General features: G+C 60.1%; 15 protein-coding genes. 7 read left to right on the top strand and 8 right to left on the bottom strand.

Annotation, left to right across the window (positions count from 1 at the left end):
* Positions 1–8: 8 nt before the first annotated feature.
* Both QEO92_RS19560 and QEO92_RS19565 read left to right on the top strand, forming a co-directional pair.
* Complete coding sequence (locus tag QEO92_RS19560) at positions 9–2,225, top strand: copper-transporting P-type ATPase (protein WP_227704132.1); 2,217 nt, start codon at positions 9–11, stop codon at positions 2,223–2,225.
* Positions 2,222–2,416 carry a DUF2933 domain-containing protein gene (locus QEO92_RS19565; protein ID WP_081952881.1) on the top strand — a complete coding sequence of 65 codons (195 nt, stop codon included), beginning with the start codon at positions 2,222–2,224 and terminating at the stop codon, positions 2,414–2,416. Before QEO92_RS19560 ends, QEO92_RS19565 begins: the two co-directional genes overlap by 4 nt.
* Before the next feature lie 98 nt (positions 2,417–2,514).
* Here QEO92_RS19565 and QEO92_RS19570 read toward each other — a convergent pair whose 3' ends face one another.
* The 6 genes from QEO92_RS19570 to QEO92_RS19595 form a co-directional block, all read right to left on the bottom strand.
* The gene (locus tag QEO92_RS19570; protein ID WP_227704133.1) at positions 2,515–3,459 is read right to left on the bottom strand and encodes an FAD:protein FMN transferase; all 945 of its coding nucleotides are present in this window, start codon (positions 3,457–3,459) and stop codon (positions 2,515–2,517) included.
* Complete coding sequence (locus QEO92_RS19575; protein WP_227704134.1) at positions 3,440–5,638, bottom strand: PepSY domain-containing protein; 2,199 nt, start codon at positions 5,636–5,638, stop codon at positions 3,440–3,442. Before QEO92_RS19575 ends, QEO92_RS19570 begins: the two co-directional genes overlap by 20 nt.
* Positions 5,639–5,656: 18 nt before the next feature.
* Complete coding sequence (locus tag QEO92_RS19580) at positions 5,657–6,127, bottom strand: DUF2271 domain-containing protein (protein WP_227705220.1); 471 nt, start codon at positions 6,125–6,127, stop codon at positions 5,657–5,659.
* Between the two features lie 30 nt (positions 6,128–6,157).
* Entirely contained in the window at positions 6,158–6,505 is a 348-nt protein-coding gene (locus tag QEO92_RS19585; RefSeq protein WP_227704135.1) for a hypothetical protein, read from the bottom strand.
* Between the two features lie 270 nt (positions 6,506–6,775).
* Positions 6,776–7,843 (bottom strand): IS110 family RNA-guided transposase, encoded by a 1,068-nt coding sequence (locus QEO92_RS19590; RefSeq protein ID WP_210059136.1) that lies wholly within the window; start codon positions 7,841–7,843, stop codon positions 6,776–6,778.
* 162 nt (positions 7,844–8,005) lie between these two features.
* Positions 8,006–8,290, bottom strand: a complete 285-nt coding sequence (locus tag QEO92_RS19595) for a PepSY domain-containing protein (protein WP_227704136.1) — start codon at positions 8,288–8,290, stop codon at positions 8,006–8,008.
* Between the two features lie 129 nt (positions 8,291–8,419).
* On the opposite strand from QEO92_RS19595, the gene QEO92_RS19600 reads away from it, so the two are divergent.
* The 3 genes from QEO92_RS19600 (at position 8,420) to QEO92_RS19610 (ending at position 15,374) form a co-directional block, all read left to right on the top strand.
* Complete coding sequence (locus QEO92_RS19600; protein ID WP_227704137.1) at positions 8,420–9,079, top strand: response regulator transcription factor; 660 nt, start codon at positions 8,420–8,422, stop codon at positions 9,077–9,079.
* A complete protein-coding gene (locus tag QEO92_RS19605; RefSeq protein ID WP_227704138.1) occupies positions 9,076–10,443 on the top strand; it encodes a sensor histidine kinase in 1,368 nt (455 codons plus the stop codon). Before QEO92_RS19600 ends, QEO92_RS19605 begins: the two co-directional genes overlap by 4 nt.
* 404 nt (positions 10,444–10,847) lie before the next feature.
* A complete protein-coding gene (locus tag QEO92_RS19610) occupies positions 10,848–15,374 on the top strand; it encodes a molybdopterin cofactor-binding domain-containing protein (RefSeq protein WP_227704139.1) in 4,527 nt (1,508 codons plus the stop codon).
* A 39-nt stretch (positions 15,375–15,413) separates the two neighbouring features.
* On the opposite strand, the gene QEO92_RS19615 is transcribed toward QEO92_RS19610, so the two are convergent.
* Complete coding sequence (locus tag QEO92_RS19615) at positions 15,414–16,364, bottom strand: LysR family transcriptional regulator (protein ID WP_227704140.1); 951 nt, start codon at positions 16,362–16,364, stop codon at positions 15,414–15,416.
* 119 nt (positions 16,365–16,483) lie between these two features.
* A complete protein-coding gene (locus QEO92_RS19620; protein WP_200883979.1) occupies positions 16,484–16,657 on the bottom strand; it encodes a hypothetical protein in 174 nt (57 codons plus the stop codon).
* Here QEO92_RS19620 and QEO92_RS19625 point away from each other — a divergent pair.
* Together QEO92_RS19625 and QEO92_RS19630 are read left to right on the top strand one after the other, a co-directional pair.
* The gene (locus QEO92_RS19625) at positions 16,656–17,390 is read left to right on the top strand and encodes an ABC transporter ATP-binding protein (RefSeq protein WP_227704141.1); all 735 of its coding nucleotides are present in this window, start codon (positions 16,656–16,658) and stop codon (positions 17,388–17,390) included. The genes QEO92_RS19620 and QEO92_RS19625 overlap by 2 nt on opposite strands.
* Positions 17,380–18,189, top strand: coding sequence for an ABC transporter permease (locus QEO92_RS19630; RefSeq protein ID WP_052182949.1), 810 nt, complete (start codon positions 17,380–17,382; stop codon positions 18,187–18,189). The genes QEO92_RS19625 and QEO92_RS19630 overlap by 11 nt, the downstream gene beginning before the upstream one ends.
* Positions 18,190–18,211 lie beyond the last annotated feature (22 nt).

Genomic DNA, 18,211 nt, shown 5'->3' on the forward strand with positions numbered 1-18,211 from the left:
AGACCGACATGGCACACGACCATCATGGACATGCCCACCACGATCATGATCATCAGCATGAAACGAACAAGACGGGGCCTGCAAAGGCTCCGTCACAACCCTCTATCGGAGAAGGCGTGGTCTACACCTGCCCGATGCATCCGCAGGTCAGGCAGATAGGACCAGGTAACTGCCCCATCTGCGGCATGACGCTTGAACCGGAAATGCCTGCGGTCGAGACGGGGCCAAGCCCGGAATTGGTCGACATGCAGCGTCGCTTCTGGATCGGGCTGATGCTGACCTTTCCGGTGCTTGCGCTGGAAATGGGCGGTCACCTGACGAACCTCCACATGCTCCTCGGTGCGCAAACGTCGAACTGGATCCAGATGGCTCTAGCCACCCCCGTCGTCCTCTGGGCAGGCTGGCCGTTCTTCGAGCGGGGTTGGAAGTCCATTGTGACGCGCCACCTCAACATGTTCACCCTCATCGCCATGGGCACTGGGGTCGCGTGGATTTACAGCGTCGTGGCGACAATCCTGCCGCGCATCTTTCCGGACACGTTCCGTTCCGCCGAAGGCGCGGTCGCCGTCTATTTCGAGGCAGCGGCCGTAATCACGGTCCTGGTGCTGCTCGGTCAGGTTCTGGAGTTGCGAGCCCGCGAACAGACAGGCGACGCGATCCGTGCCCTTCTCGATCTCGCCCCCAAGATGGCGCGGCGCGTGAGGGCTGACGGTGCCGACGAGGACATCGGTCTTGACGCGGTGGCCGTCGGAGACAGGCTCCGCGTTCGCCCCGGCGAAAAAATACCAGTCGACGGTACCCTTCTGGAAGGACGAAGCTCCATCGACGAGTCCATGATCACCGGGGAATCCATGCCGGTGACCAAGGAGGTCGGTTCAAAACTCATCGGCGGGACGATGAACCAGACCGGTGGCTTCGTCATGGAAGCCGGAAAGGTCGGGCGCGATACGATGCTGTCGCAGATCGTCCGGATGGTCGCCGAGGCACAGAGGTCCCGGGCTCCCATCCAGCGCCTGGCGGACGAAGTGTCCGGCTGGTTCGTTCCGGTAGTGATCGCAATCGCCATCGCATCCTTCATTACCTGGATGCTGATCGGTCCGGAGCCCAAGTTCGCCCATGGCCTGGTCGCGGCTGTCGCCGTCCTGATCATCGCATGCCCCTGCGCGCTTGGTCTGGCGACCCCGATGTCGATCATGGTTGGTGTCGGACGCGGCGCGAGGCTCGGCGTGCTGATCAAGAACGCAGAGGCATTGGAACGTTTCGAGAAGGTCGATACGCTGGTTGTGGACAAGACCGGAACCTTGACCGAGGGGCGACCGAAGGTCACGGCAATCGAACCGTGCGAAGGTATTTCCGAAACAGAGTTGCTCCGGCTTGCGGCCACTCTGGAACGGTCGAGCGAGCATCCGTTGGCGCTTGCCATCGTCAATGCCGCGCATGAACGTAGCGTTCCCCTTGGCGATGCCCAGGATTTCGACAGTCCAGTCGGCAAAGGCGTGACGGGCACTGTCGAGGGCAGGAAGCTCGTCCTCGGCAGCCACAGGATCATGGCCGAGGCCCATATCGATGTGTCGGGCATGGCATCGAAAGCCGAGGAACTTCGCAACGAAGGCGCGACGGTGATCCTCATGGCCGCCGACGGTGTCCTGATCGGTCTTTTCGCCATCGCGGATCCCATCAAGGCAACCACGCCGGAAGCCGTACGACAGCTCGTCACCGAAGGCGTCCGGGTGGTGATGCTGACCGGCGACAATAAAACGACCGCTCAGGCCGTTGCCCGCAAGCTCGGCATTTCGGAAGTCGAGGCGGAAGTTCTTCCAGAAGACAAGAGCAAGATTGTCGCCCGGCTTCGTAGCGAAGGCCGGATCGTTGGGATGGCCGGGGACGGCGTAAACGACGCCCCGGCGCTTGCCGCCGCCGATGTCGGCATCGCCATGGGTACAGGAACAGACGTGGCCATCGAAAGCGCGGGGGTCACCCTCCTGAAGGGCGATCTCCAGGGTATTGCACGCGCCCGACAGTTAAGCCGGACGACGATGCGGAACATCCGCCAGAACCTTTTCTTCGCATTCATCTACAATGCAGCGGGCGTCCCTGTCGCGGCGGGCATCCTCTATCCCGCCTTTGGCATCCTGCTGTCTCCCATCATCGCTGCTGCCGCTATGGCGTTGTCCTCCATCAGCGTGATCGGCAACTCCCTCAGGCTCAGGAGTGCTCGCCTATGACTTCATCCCGCGTATGGTTGTTGATGGCGGCCTCCTTCGCCGTCATCGTCGTTTTCTTCATCCTCCGCGAACACTGGGCCCATGCATTGGGTCTCGCACCATACCTCCTCCTGCTGGCCTGCCCGCTCATGCACCTCTTCCACGGCCACGGCCGGCATGGAGGACACGATCATAAGGACCGCACCCCGTGAGCTATTTGCGCTCCGCATCCAGCACGAACTGCCGGAATATGCCTTCAACGCCCGGAAGGCGGCCGAAAGCGGAAGGTTGACCAATCCTGCGAGGTCACTCACCATCCAGGAGGACCTGGTGTCGGTTCTTCTCCTTGGCGGTCGTAACAGAGGAAAAGCACGGACAAGCCAAGCTTCCCAGCTAATTCCAGCCCTTGCTGCTTGCCGAGAACCATCATCGCGGTCGCCCAGGCATCGGCGCTCGTGCAATCTCCTGCGATCACCGTCGCCGAGGCGGGTGGCTCTTTGAGCGGCATCCCGAGCCGTGGATCCATTGTGTGGGAGAGGCGGCGTCCGCCGACGTCCACCCAATGGCGATAGTCACCGGATGTAGCGACAGCTGAATCCGTAAGCTCAATTATGGAATGCGCGGCGCGTTCGTGAAGATCAGGTTTCTCGACCGCAATCGCCCAGCCTCTGCCATCCGGCTGCTTGCCGAGCGCGCGCAGCTCTCCGTCGATCGCGAAAAGGCCCGCTTCTATGCCGTGCTGGCTTGCGGTTTCCGCCAGCCGATCGACACCATAGCCCTTGGCGATGCCGTTGAGGTCAAGGCGCATGTCGGCATGTTTGCGCGCTCGCTGATTGGCCGGATCTAGCTCCAGCATGTCATAGGCCGGATTGCGGCGTGCGAGGCGGGCAACCTTTATTGCCGTTTCGTCAGCCTCTGCAACTCCAAAACCCCAGGCGGCGACGGCGTCGCCCATGCCGATGTCGAAGGCTCCGCCCGAAGCTTCGCCGATGGCCAAACCGATCCCGAGCACCTTCATCAGGTGTTCGGGGAGGGCTACCCATTCGCCGGATGCGGCAGCGTTCAGGCGATTGAGATCGCTTTCGAGCTTCCATATGGACATCTGCCGGTCGACCTCTGCAACAGCGTCCGCCATGGCAGCGTGGACTTCTACGGTCTTGAAGTCGCCCGGCATGTGGAAGAGCGCCGACCAGCGGGTCCCCATGGAAGGCCCGTTCAGGGCATGACGGGTGAGATCAGTAAACGTCTTCGGCATAACGGCCCTCCGCCTTGAGTGTCGCGAGACTGACGCCTTGGGGCGCCAGGATATCGGAAAGAGCAGTGGCCACCCCCGCTGCCATCTCACGACCGCCGCAGACCAGGATCTGGCCGCCCGCCGCAATCAGCTTGCCGATCCTTGCGCCGTCTTTGCGCAGGATGTCTTGAACATAGGCCGGGTTCGCGGTTCGCGAGAAAGCGGTGGCAACGTCCGCCAGACGGCCTTCCGTCTTCCAGTTCGACAATTCCTCCGCATAAAGGGCGTCGCTCGCCGGATGGCGGGTTCCGAAATAGAGATACATGGGTCGGCTCGCCTTGTTTGCACGGGCAAAACCCGCAAGCGGTCCGAGGCCGGTACCGGCACCGATGAGGATGACCGGCTTGCGACCGCGTGCCGGACGGAAGCCCGGGTTGGAGCGAACGAAGGCGGTCACCGACTGGCCCGGCTCAAGTGCCGTGAGTTGCCGGGAACAGAGGCCGCCCGGCTGCTTGCGGACACAGATCTCGAGGAACCCGTCCTTTGTGCCCGAAGCGAGCGAATAGAAGCGCGGCACGTCCGAACCTTCGGGCAGGACGCCGACCAGGTCGCCCGCCTCGAACCGAAGAAACGCCTTGCCGGTCAGGCGCTGCCGGAAGGATGTCTTCGGCAGGGAAAAGCGCAGGATGACGGTGGTCGCCTGAACGTTTGCGCCGTAGTCGCGGCGCGCGATCAGCGACAGTTCCCAGGCCTTCGGTCTGGTCGGCAGATGGTTGAGCTCGAAGCCGAGACCGAGTGTCCGGGCAAGATCGCGGCCCCAACGGGCGAAATCCTGTGGCGACTGGCGATCCACGGTGTCGTAGGGCAGCAGCGTGTCCCAGCCCTTTTCTTCCGCGGCCCGGGCGACGTCGGCCGCGAAACCGCAATAAGCGGGGAAGCTGCGGTCGCCGAAGCCGAGAACGGCAAGCGAAAGACCCTGCCTGACGGGTGTACGTCGGAAGCACTCGATAAAGCCGCGCGCCGATGCCGGAGCTTCGCCGTCGCCATAGGTCGCGGCAAGCAAGATCAACCGCCGGGCGCTGGTCCATCGCGCCGGATTGAATGACGACATGGGTCCAACATGCACCTGCATGCCCTGCTCGGAGAGGGATTTCCGAAGCGTTTCGGCAAAGCCCCAGGTCGCGCCGCCCTCACTGCCGACAAGAATGATGGTGTCGGCGTGATTTGCTGGAGCCGAAGCTCCCCTCCGTTCACCACGCCCCCTGAGCCAGACGGCCAGGCCTGTCCAGCAGAGGATGGGAACGGAAAGCGCGGAGAGACCGAGAAGCAGGCCGAGCCAGGCCATGCCCTGACCTGTGTGCAGCATGGCGAGGAAATTCGTCACGCGATCGAACCAGTTCGCATCGTTCCAGGCCAGCAGTTCGCCATTGCCTTGGTCAATATAGCCTTCGCCCGCATCCGTCTTGATGGTGAACGCGTCGGTTGCATCGCCGGCAGCAGGAAAGCTGAGAGAACGAAGTGTGCCGACCGGGGTCTCCTGCAGAACGGTTATCGAGGCGATCTGAATGCCCGTAGCGCCGCTGACTTCCGACGGAAAGGGCGGAGCGCCGGCGCCCTCGGGCAGATAGCCGAACGTTGCGGCGGTCATCCAGAGAGCCGTCAGCGACGACAGCAGGAGGCCGGGTAGCGCAAGCCGCGATATGACCGCATGAAGGCGTCTATCGCCCGTACCCTTGGCGGGTTTCAGGATATGGCGCCAGCCGCCCGCGCGGCGTGCCAGCAGCAAAAGACCGGAGAGGGCCAGCGTCAGCATCGCCGCTGCTCCACCGGCGACTACGAGGCGGCCGGTATCGCCGAGAAACAGCGAGCGATGCAGATCGGTAAGCCACCGCTCGAGGCCGGATGTGTCGGCGCTGCCGACGGGCGTGCCCGTTGCCGGATCGATGACGGAGGAAACCGGTTGGTCGCCATCGAAATAGTATGCCGTGATCCGGCCGGACGGTGCGCGCCTGATCTGCTCCACCGTGGGTTCTACGGCCTGGATCCGCGCGGCGAGTTTGGCCACGCTGATCTGCTGAGCGGCAGGGGTAGTGAGCGCCTCGGAGGTCGGGAAGACCGAAAGTGCCGTACCGCTCAAGGCAATGACTGTGAGGAGCGCAGCGGCGACCAGCCCGAACCAGCGGTGGAGCGACCGGATCATGGCAATTTTCCTTCGTGATTAACGCGTATAGGTGAAGTCGGCGACGTAGCGGCTGCCCGTGGCCGCCTGGCCAGATCCGGCCGAGGTCAACGGCACGACAACCTCGTTGGGGCTGTCGCGCATGTCTTCGACGGCGGAATCGATGTGCAACTGATAGCCGGCATCAAAGAGCGTATCGGCAAGATCGAGTGTGATCTTGAGCGAGCGGCCGGAACCGACGCTGGCGCCGGTAATGCCGCTGATTTCGCCCGTGTCGCCACCTGTGGCGCGATACCAGCCGCTCAGGTGCTCGTAGTAACGGGCCTTGCCGCCGGCCATCCACAGGCTGCCGACATATTTGCCCTGCGCATCCGTGACGTAATAGGCGAGATAGGCTCCGTCTCCGCCGTAGCTGCGCATATTGGTGGTGAAGGTCACCTCGCCTGCAAGCGCAAGACCGGGCGCCGTCAGTGCGGTTGTGACAGCCAGCATGGCCAGAAAGGATTTGATCCTCATTGTTATTCTCCGGTTCGGGACTTGTCAGTTCATCTGGGCACGCGGCTTGCTGCCGGGCATGAAGAGGCCGTTGCCCGGAGGATTGGTAATTTGCTGCACGGGAGCGCCACGATCGCCGTAGGCAGCACGGCCTTCGTCATCATCATCATCATCATCATCATCGTCGTGGGCAGCGTAGCGGCCGTCCTCGTCGCCGTGGCGGCGATGTCCCTCACGATGGCCTTTGCTCTCGTGCTCGCGGTAGTCCGCCTTTACGATGTCATTCCTTGTGCCGTTGAATCTCAGTTCATCGAGTGGCAGGGCCTGGCTGGCGAAGGCGGCGAGAATGGCGGTGCCGGCGACAGCGGCAAGAAGAAGTCTGCGGTTGATCATGGGTGGATCTCCAATGAAAGAACACAAGGGGCAAAACACCTTCGGTTGGCGGCTTTTCCTTGGGTTCGGTTATGTTTTGACCGGCGTTTTGACCGATCGGCTAAATCTCTTCCCTCCGCTGGACAGGTTGTTCCCGTCCTTCGGTCTTGAACCATGCTCCAATGCGTGACCCTGATGCGTCAGCTTCGGTCACAGAATGGCGTTCGGCTCCCGGTTTCCCATTCTCCTTTAAGAGCGCAGCCCAGTTTTACCGGGCTCGCTAGCCACTCATCAGGACAACCGGGATATTGTCGACGCGCCTTCCGTGGTGCTGGTGTCGCGCTGCTCATAGGCGCGCTGATCACGCAGGATCTGGAAGGCGATCGTCAAAAGCTTGCGCGCGATGGCCACACGCGCCTTGTTCACTCCTCTGAACTTCAGATGCTCGTATTGGGCCTGCAGCTGCGCATCGCTGGCGATGGCGGGGGCGACCGCCTCGACGAAGGCCCAGCGCAGCCACTTGTTGCCCTGCTTGATGATTTTGCCGTGAAAGGTCTTGCCGCCGCTCGAATAGGTCGACGGCACAAGCCCGGCATAGGCGGCAAGCTTCTTCGGGTTGCGAAACCGCGATATGTCATCGATCTCCGCATCGATCAGCCGGGCGAAGAACTCGCCGATGCCGGGGATCGTCTTCAACAGCTTCACATTGGCATTGGCTTTGGTCATCGCCCGGATAGTTGCTTCCGACTGTTTGATCCTGACATCGATGTCGCCGATGAAGGCAAGACCTCGGTCGATCTGAATGCGGTCGATCTCCGAGACCTTGACCTGCGCAAGTTGAATGCGGCCGGCCTTGCCGAACAGATCACCAAGCTTCTTCAACTGCGCCGTCTGCTCGGGATAGCGATCAAACACCGTGACGATGCGGTTCTTCACCATCGTGCGCAGCCGCACATAAAACATCCGCTCGCGTAGCGCGACACGCAGCTGTCGTGCCTTTTCGCTGGGCGCCCAGGCCTCCGGCACCAGGTCGGCCCTGAGCAGATGCGCCAGCACCGTCGCATCGATCTTGTCGGTCTTGATCTTGGCATCGGCAATCGCCTTGACCTTCCACGGGTGGGCGAGAACGACATCATCACAAATGTCGTCGAGCCAGTCGTACATCACCATCCAGTTGCGGGTCGCCTCGACAACCGCGTGGCTGTTGTCGCGGTAGCGTTCCAGAAACCCGCCGAGCGACTGGCGGTCGTTCTTCACCCGACCGGAGCGCAACGTCTTGCCACCGCTGTCCTGGACGACCAGATGGCTGTAGGATTTGTGGTAGTCCACGCCGATATGGTAATCGTAAGAGGCAGTCATGCTTCCAACTCCCTTGTTGAGATCTGCAAAACCCCAATAAGGTAAGCCCAAAGGCCGGAAGTGTGACTGTCCCTCGATCTTCACCTGCATGTCAGTGATCCGTTCTCTCAACGGCCGCGGCCTCTTTCATGCCATCTCCTTTGGGGTTGGCGACCATCGGGATCACCGGTGGCCGTGGTGTTCCTCGATTTCGATGACATCGAGCGTCACTGGATCGATTTTCGCTTCGAAGCGACGACCGGTCTGGTCCGTGCCATAGACCTCGTAGCAGCCGTCATCGATCTTGATGCGTCTCAGCGTCCAGCCGCGTTCCTCGGCAAGTGCGCGGACCGCCTCGCGTCCTTTCCAGTCGCGGAGCGGAGCGTCGCAATCTTCCCTTGCCTGGGCTGACGTTGCCGCCATGATTGCAAGGGCCACGGCTGGCAGGATGCCGGTCTTCATCGTCATTTCCTCTCTTTGTCGGAACGATCATTCAGCCCGCAAACTGACCGCCACCTGACAGACGCCGGAACTTTGCTTCAGCTTCCCGTAAGCTGCCGGGTGGACTAGAGAGGAGGGTAAAGGGAGAAATCCGGCATGAGAGTTCTGCTGATCGAGGACGATACGGCATTGGGGGCGGCTATCCGGGATCAGATCGCCGCGGATGGTCATTCCGTCGACTGGATGGGTCGCCTCGACGAGGCGAGCGATGCGCTCGCCACGACCGCCTACGATCTCGTACTGCTCGACTTGATGTTGCCCGACGGCCTCGGCATTCCCTTCCTCAAGGCCTTGAGGGCCCGCGGCGACGTCACCCCCGTGATCATATTGACGGCGCTGGATCAGGTCTCCGACCGGATCGCCGGGCTGAACGCCGGCGCGGACGACTACTTGGTCAAGCCCTTCGACCTTGCCGAACTCTCCGCCCGTATCGGCTCTGTCGCCCGTCGCTATACGGGGAACCCGAACCCGATCGTTACGCTTGGACCGCTGGAAATCGACCTCGCCGCCCGCAGCGTCAGGCTTAACGGCAAGCCGGTGGTTCTGACAGCGCGCGAATGGGTGCTGTTCCAGGCCTTCGTCCAGCGTCCCGGCCAGTTGCTGTCGAAATCGCAGCTTGAGGAACGGCTCTATTCCTTCGACCAGGAAATCGACAGCAACGCTATCGAGGTCCATGTCAGCCGCTTGCGCAAGAAGCTCGGCGCGCACGTGATCGAGACCGAGCGCGGACTGGGCTATCGATTGGGGCGGCCATGAAGATGATGTCCTCGCTTCAGGCCCGGCTAGCGATCGCGGTCGGCGTTTCCGTGACCGTCCTTTGGCTCGCGGCCGCCATCGCCACCGCGCATCGACTCGGACAGGAAATGGAAGAGGTTTTTGACGACGGTCTGAAAGCGACTGCGGAACGCATCCTGCCGATCGCCCGGCATGACCTTCGAGAGGGACATCCGGGACGTGAAAGCATCGACGATGATGACGAAGACGACATCAGTCGTGACGCGCGACCTGAACGAGAAGCTCGCTACGGCGAGGATGTCACCTTCCTCCTGCGCGACAAGCAAGGCCGTGTGTTGCTGAGTTCGCGGGGAGCGGACGCCTCGATCTTTCCTCCATTTGAGAGACAGGGATTTTTCCGGACCCGGACACATCAGCTCTACTATACGGCAAGCGCTGACGGCAACTTGACCATCGCCGTGGCCGAACCGCTGGATCACCGCCGGGAGCTGTCGCAGAAAATGCTGCTCGGTCTGCTGTTGCCGCTTTTTATCGTCATTCCGCTCAGTCTGGTGGCGATCCTGTTCGCGGTCCGGGTTTCGCTGCGTCCGGTCCGCGCTCTCCGACAGGAACTGTCCCTGCGCGGAGCACAGGATCTGTCACCTTTGCCGGACAATGGCTTGCCGAGTGAACTCCGGCCTATTTCCGCCGGCATCAATCAGCTTCTCGCCCGGCTGAAGGCCGCTTTCGATGCTGAGCGCACCTTCGCGGCAAACGCGGCGCATGAACTTCGGACCCCTGTTGCCGGTGCGATCGCGCAGGCACAGCGCGTCCGCACCGAGACGAAGGAAGCGCTGACGGCGCAGCGTGCGAACGAGATCGAGACAACGCTCAAGCGGCTGATGCGCATGTCGGAGAAGCTGATGCAGCTCGCGCGTGCAGAAGGTGGTAGGCTTCGTGCCGACGAGCCCTCCGACCTTCGGATCGTGGTCCAGATGATCACCCAGGATTTCGAGCAGGCCGGCGAGAGGCGGCTCGCGCTCACCCTGCCGGCAGCGCCTGTGCTGTCGCTGCTCGATCCCGACGCAGTTGGCATTCTCGCCCGCAATCTCATCGAAAACGCATTGAAACATGGTGCGCAGGATCGTCCGGTCGAAGTGACGCTTGAGGCGGACGGCATGCTTTGCATTGCAAACGATGGACCGCCGCTTCCGGCCGGGGCGATGGACCGGCTGACGCGCCGGTTCGAGCGCGGCACTGGCAAGATCGGCGGTGCGGGCCTGGGACTCGCGATCGTCAAGGTGATCACCGACCGGGTCGGAGCCACCATCGACGTGATATCTCCCCGCCCGGTCATGAACCAGGGTGTTGAGGTCCGCGTGAGACTACCTGTCGTTCGCCAATGATCCGCGGTTGCCTGGTGTTTAAAGAGCGCTCGATATCGAACGCAGATGAGCTTCACACCTTTGCGCTTGGCTGCAGGACGGGGGCCATCTGAGCTCCCGGAATGCGGACCGAAAGGAAATTAGTTCACTCTCTTCCTTCAAAACCAGCATCATCAATACAACCACCCAACGGCCATTGCCCGCCCCGATGATCAGGTTGCATCGCTCCGAATTGCCGATTTTGCGCCTCAATTCACGCAGCAGCGCCCTAATAATTCGGACAGGCCGCGCATGAATTAGTGCTGGTAAAATCCGGTTCCTCCGGCAGATTAGGCAACCTTAGATAGGCGCACCGATTCACAACCAGCGGAGCAATCCCTCCATTGTGAAGGCGAATTTTCATCGTAGCCAGCCAGGAGCGGTAAATGACAGCCACCACATCCACCTTGCAGTTCTATCTCAATGGGAAATCGGTGACTATCGAAAGTCCCTCTCCCTCGATGTTGCTCGTTGACTATCTGCGATCACCCGAGGTGCGGCTAACGGGTACAAAAAAGCCCTGCGGGCAAGGCGGCTGTGGTGGCTGCACCGTCATTCTTTCTGATTGGCCGGATGGGGGTCTCATCAGGCACCGCGCCATCAATTCCTGCCTGCGCCGGCTCTGCTCGCTGAATGGAATGGCGATTACAACGATCGAGGGGACAGGCAGCCTGGCCGCCTCGTTGGCCGCTTATCCCGCCCATCATCCGACGGCCTCACGCGGTGGCCCGGATTTCCACGATTCCTTACCCTCCAGCCTGATCGAAGCGGTCAGGCTGGTGAAGGCAAGCACCAAGGGTGATCTCGCACTTGCCGCCGGGCCCGATATCTCTCAAATCAATCCCGTTGCCCATGCACTCTCAAGCAATAATGGCAGCCAATGCGGCTATTGCAGTGCTGGATTCGTGATGAACATGTCGGAGTTCATCACGAACAACCCCCAGGCCACCAAGCAAGATATCGAGGACATTTTCGACGGCAATCTCTGCCGTTGCACGGGATATCGCCCAATCCTCACCGGCATGAAAACGATGGCCAGCGACTGGAACTCGGAAGATGAGGACAGTCGGATGAAGTGCCTGGAGGACCCGGAAATCGATATTCCGAAAGGTACACCGGTCAAAATCGACGCACCGGCCTCGCCATTTCCGGTGGAACCTCTAGATGTCCCGGGGTCGGTGCAATGGTTTACACCATCGAACATGGATGAACTGGCAGCGGACGCGGCCGACCTTACGAATAGCGGCAAGACATTCCGTTTCATTCACGGCGGAACGTCCTACGGGGTCTACAAGACCGAATTCGAAACCGTCGATGCCTTTATCGACCTGCGATACGTGCAGGAACTGCAAGGCAAACCCAGCCCGGCATTTCACGACCAGCTTGATTACACGCTTCCCGCCGCCACCACCTACAGTGAGCTCATCGAATTTATCACCAACCTCGACGATGACTCTCCCGATTTTGCCGCCATCCTGTACATGGCGAAACGAACGGCTGGACGGATCGTGCGGAATGCCGCTTCGATCGGCGGAAACTTCATGCTTTGGCTCCACCACATCGCGAACGGCAGCGGCGAACCGTTCCCGTCTGACCTGACGCTTGCCCTGATCGGCACAAACATGACGATCACCTATTACGAACTGGATCTCGTCAATAGAGTACCTGGACAGCAGTCGACCGAGCAGGTCGATACGCTGCTTGCCAAGATCCAGACTGATCCCACGTTCCCGAGCAGAATTGTAGTCGTCAGCTTTCAGATCACTCCCGCCCGTACTTCCATCACGGATCTTTATGAGCGCTATCACTCCTTTGCCCAGAAGGCGGCGCTGCGGGAGGTGAATTCGCATTCGATCGTGAATTCGTTCATTTCATTCGATGTCGATACCCAATCGGGGACTTTGGATAGCCCTTCCAAGATTATATTCGGAGGGATCAATGCCTCGTATTGGAGGGCATCGGCCATTGAGAACTCGTTTTCGACTGGCAGTATCTTCTCGTATGAAAACCTGCTGTCCGCCTGCGCGCAACTCAAGGCAGACGTAACGCAAGCTCTGGCGGATTCCGCAGCTCGAAGGAGCGAGGCTCCATGGGAAGGTTTCACCGACGAGTACAAGGCGAACCTTGCCGTCGCGATGCTTTACAAGGCGGGAGTTGCGGTCTTTGTAAAACTGGGCTTCGCCATGCCGGTCAACGCCAATTCCGCCGGAGAAATGACCTGGGGAACCTGGCCGGTCAGCGATGGCCGCCAGGATTACACGGCGCAGAATTTCAAGGCGCCAGTCGGTCAGCCATATGTCAAAACGACGGCTCTGGAGCAGTGCTCGGGCCGCACACACTATACCCACGAACTCGCCTATCCCCAAGGAACCTTGCATGCCGCTTTTGTGCAGAGCCGCAATGCCCTGGCCCGGTTTTCATTCCAGTGGGAAGGCTACGGGATTCAACCCGGTGATCTCAACGACAAGCTGGCGGACATGTTCCCGCACTTCCGCCGACTGCTGACATGCGAGGACGTACCGGTCCGGCCTGCCAATTTCCAAGGCATGGGCGGCGATCAACCCATGTTTGCCGAAGGCTCCGTTCTTTATTTCGGGCAGGCGATCGCAATGGTGCTTGCCGATACCGAGGAGGATGCCAACCTGATTGCCGACTATGTTTCCGAACATTGCCTCGGCTATCAGCCGATCAATTGGGATGCGAACTGGCAAGAACCGATCTTGACGATTGAGGACGCCATCACAAAGGAGAGTATCTTCCCGGACACTCCATCCACAGCAGCGTATCTCTGCCACATTTGGAAGGTGACCCGCCTGCGCAGCCGATTTGATTGGATGGCCTCCCAGCCAGCCATCCCGAGCGACTTCGACGCAGAACCAGTGACGACAGACAACGTGCCTGTCGACGGAGCGAATTGCATTCGGGTGGTGAATAACCAGAAAACCGGCGGTCAAGCGCACTTCTACATGGAAACGCAAGCCTGCCTGGCAATTCCGGCGGACGAAGGAAGGATCATCGTCAACTCATCGACCCAGAGTCCGATGGAGATGCATCAGACAGTCGCCTCGGCACTGGGACGACAATACAACAAGGTCAAGATCCAGACGCGATTGCTGGGTGGCGCCTTTGGCGGAAAAACCGAGCAGGCGCGTTTCACGACGGGGCCGACGGCCGTGGCCGCGGCAGTGATGGATGCGCCCGTTCGGCTGGCGATGGCTCGCGACAGCGATATGACGATGATCGGCAAACGGCACGCCCTTTATGGAGTGGGACAGATAGCCGTCGATGACGGCTCGGCGCGTCCGGAAGACAGGGGGAGGATTAAGGGCACGCATCTGACTCTCTGGGCAGACGGTGGCGCATATTATGACTGTTCCTTCGTGGTCACGAACTGCATCCAGACCCGCATCGATAACGCTTATATGATCGACAACTTCGAGAGCCAGATCGATGCTTGCAGGACCAATACGCCGCCAAATACGGCGATGAGAGCATTCGGGGACGTTCAGGCGACCAATATCCTTGAGAACCTGATAGACGATGCCGCGACCGCGCTTGGCCTTCGCCCAGAGGATTTACGGGAGAAGAATTTTTACCAGCGGGGTGAAGTCACTCCTTACGGCCAAACCCTGACTGCCTGTTACATGCTGGAGGTCTGGAACTACCTGAAGGCAAAATGTCAGTTCGAATATAAGCTTATGGACGTCCAAGCCTACAATGCGCAGAACAAATGGAGGAAGCGAGGCATTGCGCTCATTCCCGTCAAATACGGGTCGGGATACAATTTCGAGCAATTGAAGCAATCCCCCGCGATCGTCGTCGTCAACCAGTCGGACGGCTCGCTGGTCATTCATCAGGGCGGCGTCGACATGGGCCAGGGCTTGTTGACCCAGGCCAGGCAGGTGGCTGCGTATGTGCTCAATATTCCACAGTCGCTCATCCATGTGGAAAGTCCGCAAACGGATACGACTCCCAACACCAGCAGCACCGGCGCCTCGACGGGAACGCCCTATAGTGCGGAGGCGGTCAAACGCACCTGCGAGCAGCTTCGGCAAGAGCTGACCGAATTCGGCTATAGGCTGCTCAAAGACAATGGAAATGACTGGTGTCAAGCGCACGGGTTTGACTTCTGGAACTATGGCGAGGCCGGCTGGAACACGGAAGTCACCATCAACAACAACACAGCCTTGATCTGGCAAAACCTGGTTAATTACGCCTATGTACAGCGACTGCCGCTGACCGCGACGTTCAACGCCAATATCGAGCACGGCGACTTCGATATGCCGGTCCTGACCTTCAAGCAGGCCGGAGATCAGCCGAATATCCCAGGCATCACCCGGGCGAACGTCCCAACGGTCACAGATGTGCAGAACCAGTTCGTGGGGTTCACCTACTCGGCAGCCTGTTCGGTTGTCGAGGTCGACATCCTCACCGGTGAGACCAAGATATTGAGTTCCGATGTCGTTTACGATGTTGGCTGGAGCCTGAATCCTGCGCTCGATGTCGGGCAAGTCGAGGGCGCCTTTGTCCAGGGCATAGGCTTCCTCATGACCGAAGATCTCGTCTATCAGCCTGAAACCAATGCAGGAAACGAGAAGGGGCAACTCAATACGACCAACACATGGCGATATAAGATCCCTGCTCAGGTCACGATTCCGCTCGAATTCAATGTGTCGCTGTTTCCGCGAAACGATCCATCGGTCGTCAACATCCCACCGGACGATCAGGGGATCTTCTCCGCCAAGGAAGTCGGCGAGCCGCCCCTGGTGCTTGCGAATTCGGTTTTCTTTGCCATCAAGGATGCAATCCGGGCGTCGAGAGTAGAACGCGGGCTCTCCGGCCTATTCAACTTGAGAGCACCTGCCACGGTTCAGGAGGTGCGTTGCGCATGTGCCGTCGACCTGCCTAGTTAGGGCAGACCTTCCAGGGACGGCCGGCTTCGGAGACTTCAATCAGCGTGTATCGGACGCGACGGTCGGCGCGGCCGAGCGCCTGTTGACGGTTACATAATCCATGAACTCGTTCTTAAGGACTTCGATAAATGCCGCCAGATAGCTGGGATGGACGCGTCCCCCCGGTATGAGCATGGAGATCCGGGCAGGCTCGATCGTTCCCTCGGAAAGCGGAACCCAGGCCAACGCCCCTTCGCTGACTTCCTTCTCGACGCCAAGCGAGGTAAGAAATGCAATGCCGAGGCCAGCGCGCACGAGCGCCTTCAATATGCCGGGACGCTCGGCGTGAGCGATCACTTGGCCAAGGGGATAATTGCCCTGGAACAGGACGTTGAGCCCGCTGTGGGAAAGCCAATCCCGCCCCGGAGCGATCAGCGGATAATCGGCGCAATCGGATAAGGAGACGACCGATCGCCGTGCGAGCGGATGGTCTTGCGTCATGATGACACCGATCGGCTCGCTCACCGTGTAAACAGTCTCGGCCCTGACATTGTCGCTGACGTCGTAGGCCAGCACCACATCGGCATCCTTCGCCAACAGCTCATTGGTGATGCGCTGATTGTCACCGGAGATGATCGTGTAGTCGACGTGCGGAAAGCGCTGATGCAGTTTCGTCATTGCGCCTGGAAGCACATGTTCGGTGAAAGTCTCCGCGGCCGCAATTCTGATCGTACCTCGAACCCCGCCGCGCAGGCTGCCGATCTCCTGCTTCAGCAGTGCACTTTCGCGGTTCCAGCGTCTGATATGTCCGAGCAGCACTTCTCCCGCCGCCGTCGGTCGTATGCCACGCGGCAACCGCTCGAACAATTCGATACCGAGTTCTTCCTCGAGCAGGAGGAGTTGGCGATTGATCGCCGAGGACGCCACATGCAGGCTTTCGGCAGCCTTTCTGATTGAGCCATGCCGAATGGCAGTGTCGAAATGAAGTAATGCCGTGCGTAAAAGGGCCATCGCTTACACCCCGAAGCGATCCAATAATTCGTGCAGTAAGCGCGAAATTTACTGCTGGTGCAACGCTTTTGATGATGCTTCTATTCCGATGCTTGAACGAAAGTGCCGCTAGAGCACCGTCAGGCGATGCCGGAATGCCGCCTTGCCGTTCTTATCCTTGCCGGCTTCCACATGGGGAACAGGATGATAGCATCACCTTTGGCAGTAGGAGGCGGCGACTTCGCTTTATCGCCAAGCGCCGCTGAGGTTGCGAAAACGATGCCCGCGGCCATAGAAATCAGCAACGTATCCATGTCCTTTCCCGGCAATGGCCGCCAGGTTGATGTGCTGGAAGATATCAGCCTGACCATCCCCCGCGACCAGTTCGTTTCGGTCGTTGGCCGTAGCGGATGCGGAAAATCCACGCTCCTGCGCATCATCAGCAATCTCATCGCGCCATCGAGGGGTAACGTCCGCATCAACGGGATGAGCAGCGAAGATTACCAGCGTCGGCGCAAGTTTGGCTTCGTGTTTCAGGAGGCGTGTCTCTTCCCCTGGAAAACCGCGCTCCAGAACGTGGAATTGCCGCTTGAGATCATGGGGATGAAGTCGACGTCCAAGCGGCGCGAAAGAGCCCGCGAGCTTCTCGGTCTGGTCCGTCTCGATGGATTTGAGGATCACTATCCGGCCCAGCTTTCCGGTGGAATGCGCCAGAGGGTCGCGATCGCCCGAGCTCTATCCTACGAGCCGGAGTTCCTGCTTATGGACGAGCCCTTCGGTGCGCTCGACGATTTCACACGTCGCGAGATGCATGACGAGCTCATCAACATCTGGAAATCGCGCAGCCTGACGGTGCTGTTCGTCACGCATTCCCTTTCCGAAGCGCTGTACCTCTCCGACCAGATCGTCGTGATGGCACCACGTCCGGGCCGCATAAGGGCGGTCGTGCCCGTGATCGAACCGCGTGTAGCCGATCCCGCGATCCGGGCGAGCGCCAATTATGCTCGCCAGATCCAGCAACTGGAGACGCTGCTTCATGAGCAATGACAAGACGACACCCGGCTCTCGCAGCCGTTCCGGCGCGTTTCGGCGTGCTGCGGAACTCGGCCCCTCTCTTGCATTGTTTCTGGCCGTTGCCTGCCTCTGGGAAGCAGCAGTGCGCCTGTTCCAGATTCCCGGATACCTTTTGCCCGCACCGAGCGCGATTGTCGGCAAGATGTACGCCGTGCACGGAATGCTGCTCGATAATCTGATATCGACAATGACGGCCGCCTTTCTCGGCTTTGCGATCGGCACGGCCTTTGCCGTTCTTCTGGCTGTTCTTTTCCTCTACTCGCGTATTGCAGAACGCGCGCTTTTCCCTTGGGCAATCACGCTCAAGACAATCCCCATCCTTGCGATTGCGCCGCTGCTCACCATCTGGCTGGGTTTCGGCCTGGCGCCGAAGGTCGCCATCGCTGCGATCGTCTGCTTCTTTCCGACACTCGTGAATGCCACGAAGGGTTTTCGCACCATCGATCGCCAGTCGCTCGAATTCATGACGATCATCGGGGCCTCGCGCAGCCAGACGTTCCGTCACGCCAGGCTTTACGCCGCCCTGCCCTACATCTTCGCAGCCGCCAAGATCAGCTCCAGCATGGCTGTCATTGGAGCGATCGTCGCCGAATTCACGGGAGCCAATCTCGGGATCGGCACGGTTATCGTCACCGCCGGCTATCAGCAGGATTCCGCGATGCTCTTTTCCGCAATCGTCGTCTCTTCGGTTGCCACCATCCTCATGTTCTATCTCGTCGTCGCCGTCGAAAAACTCTGCCTCTTCTGGCCGGAGGCCACCGCCGATGTTTGATCAACCCTTTCCGGAGAAACCC

This window comes from Neorhizobium petrolearium, from assembly GCF_029854435.1.
Taxonomy (GTDB): Bacteria; Pseudomonadota; Alphaproteobacteria; order Rhizobiales; family Rhizobiaceae; genus Neorhizobium; species Neorhizobium petrolearium.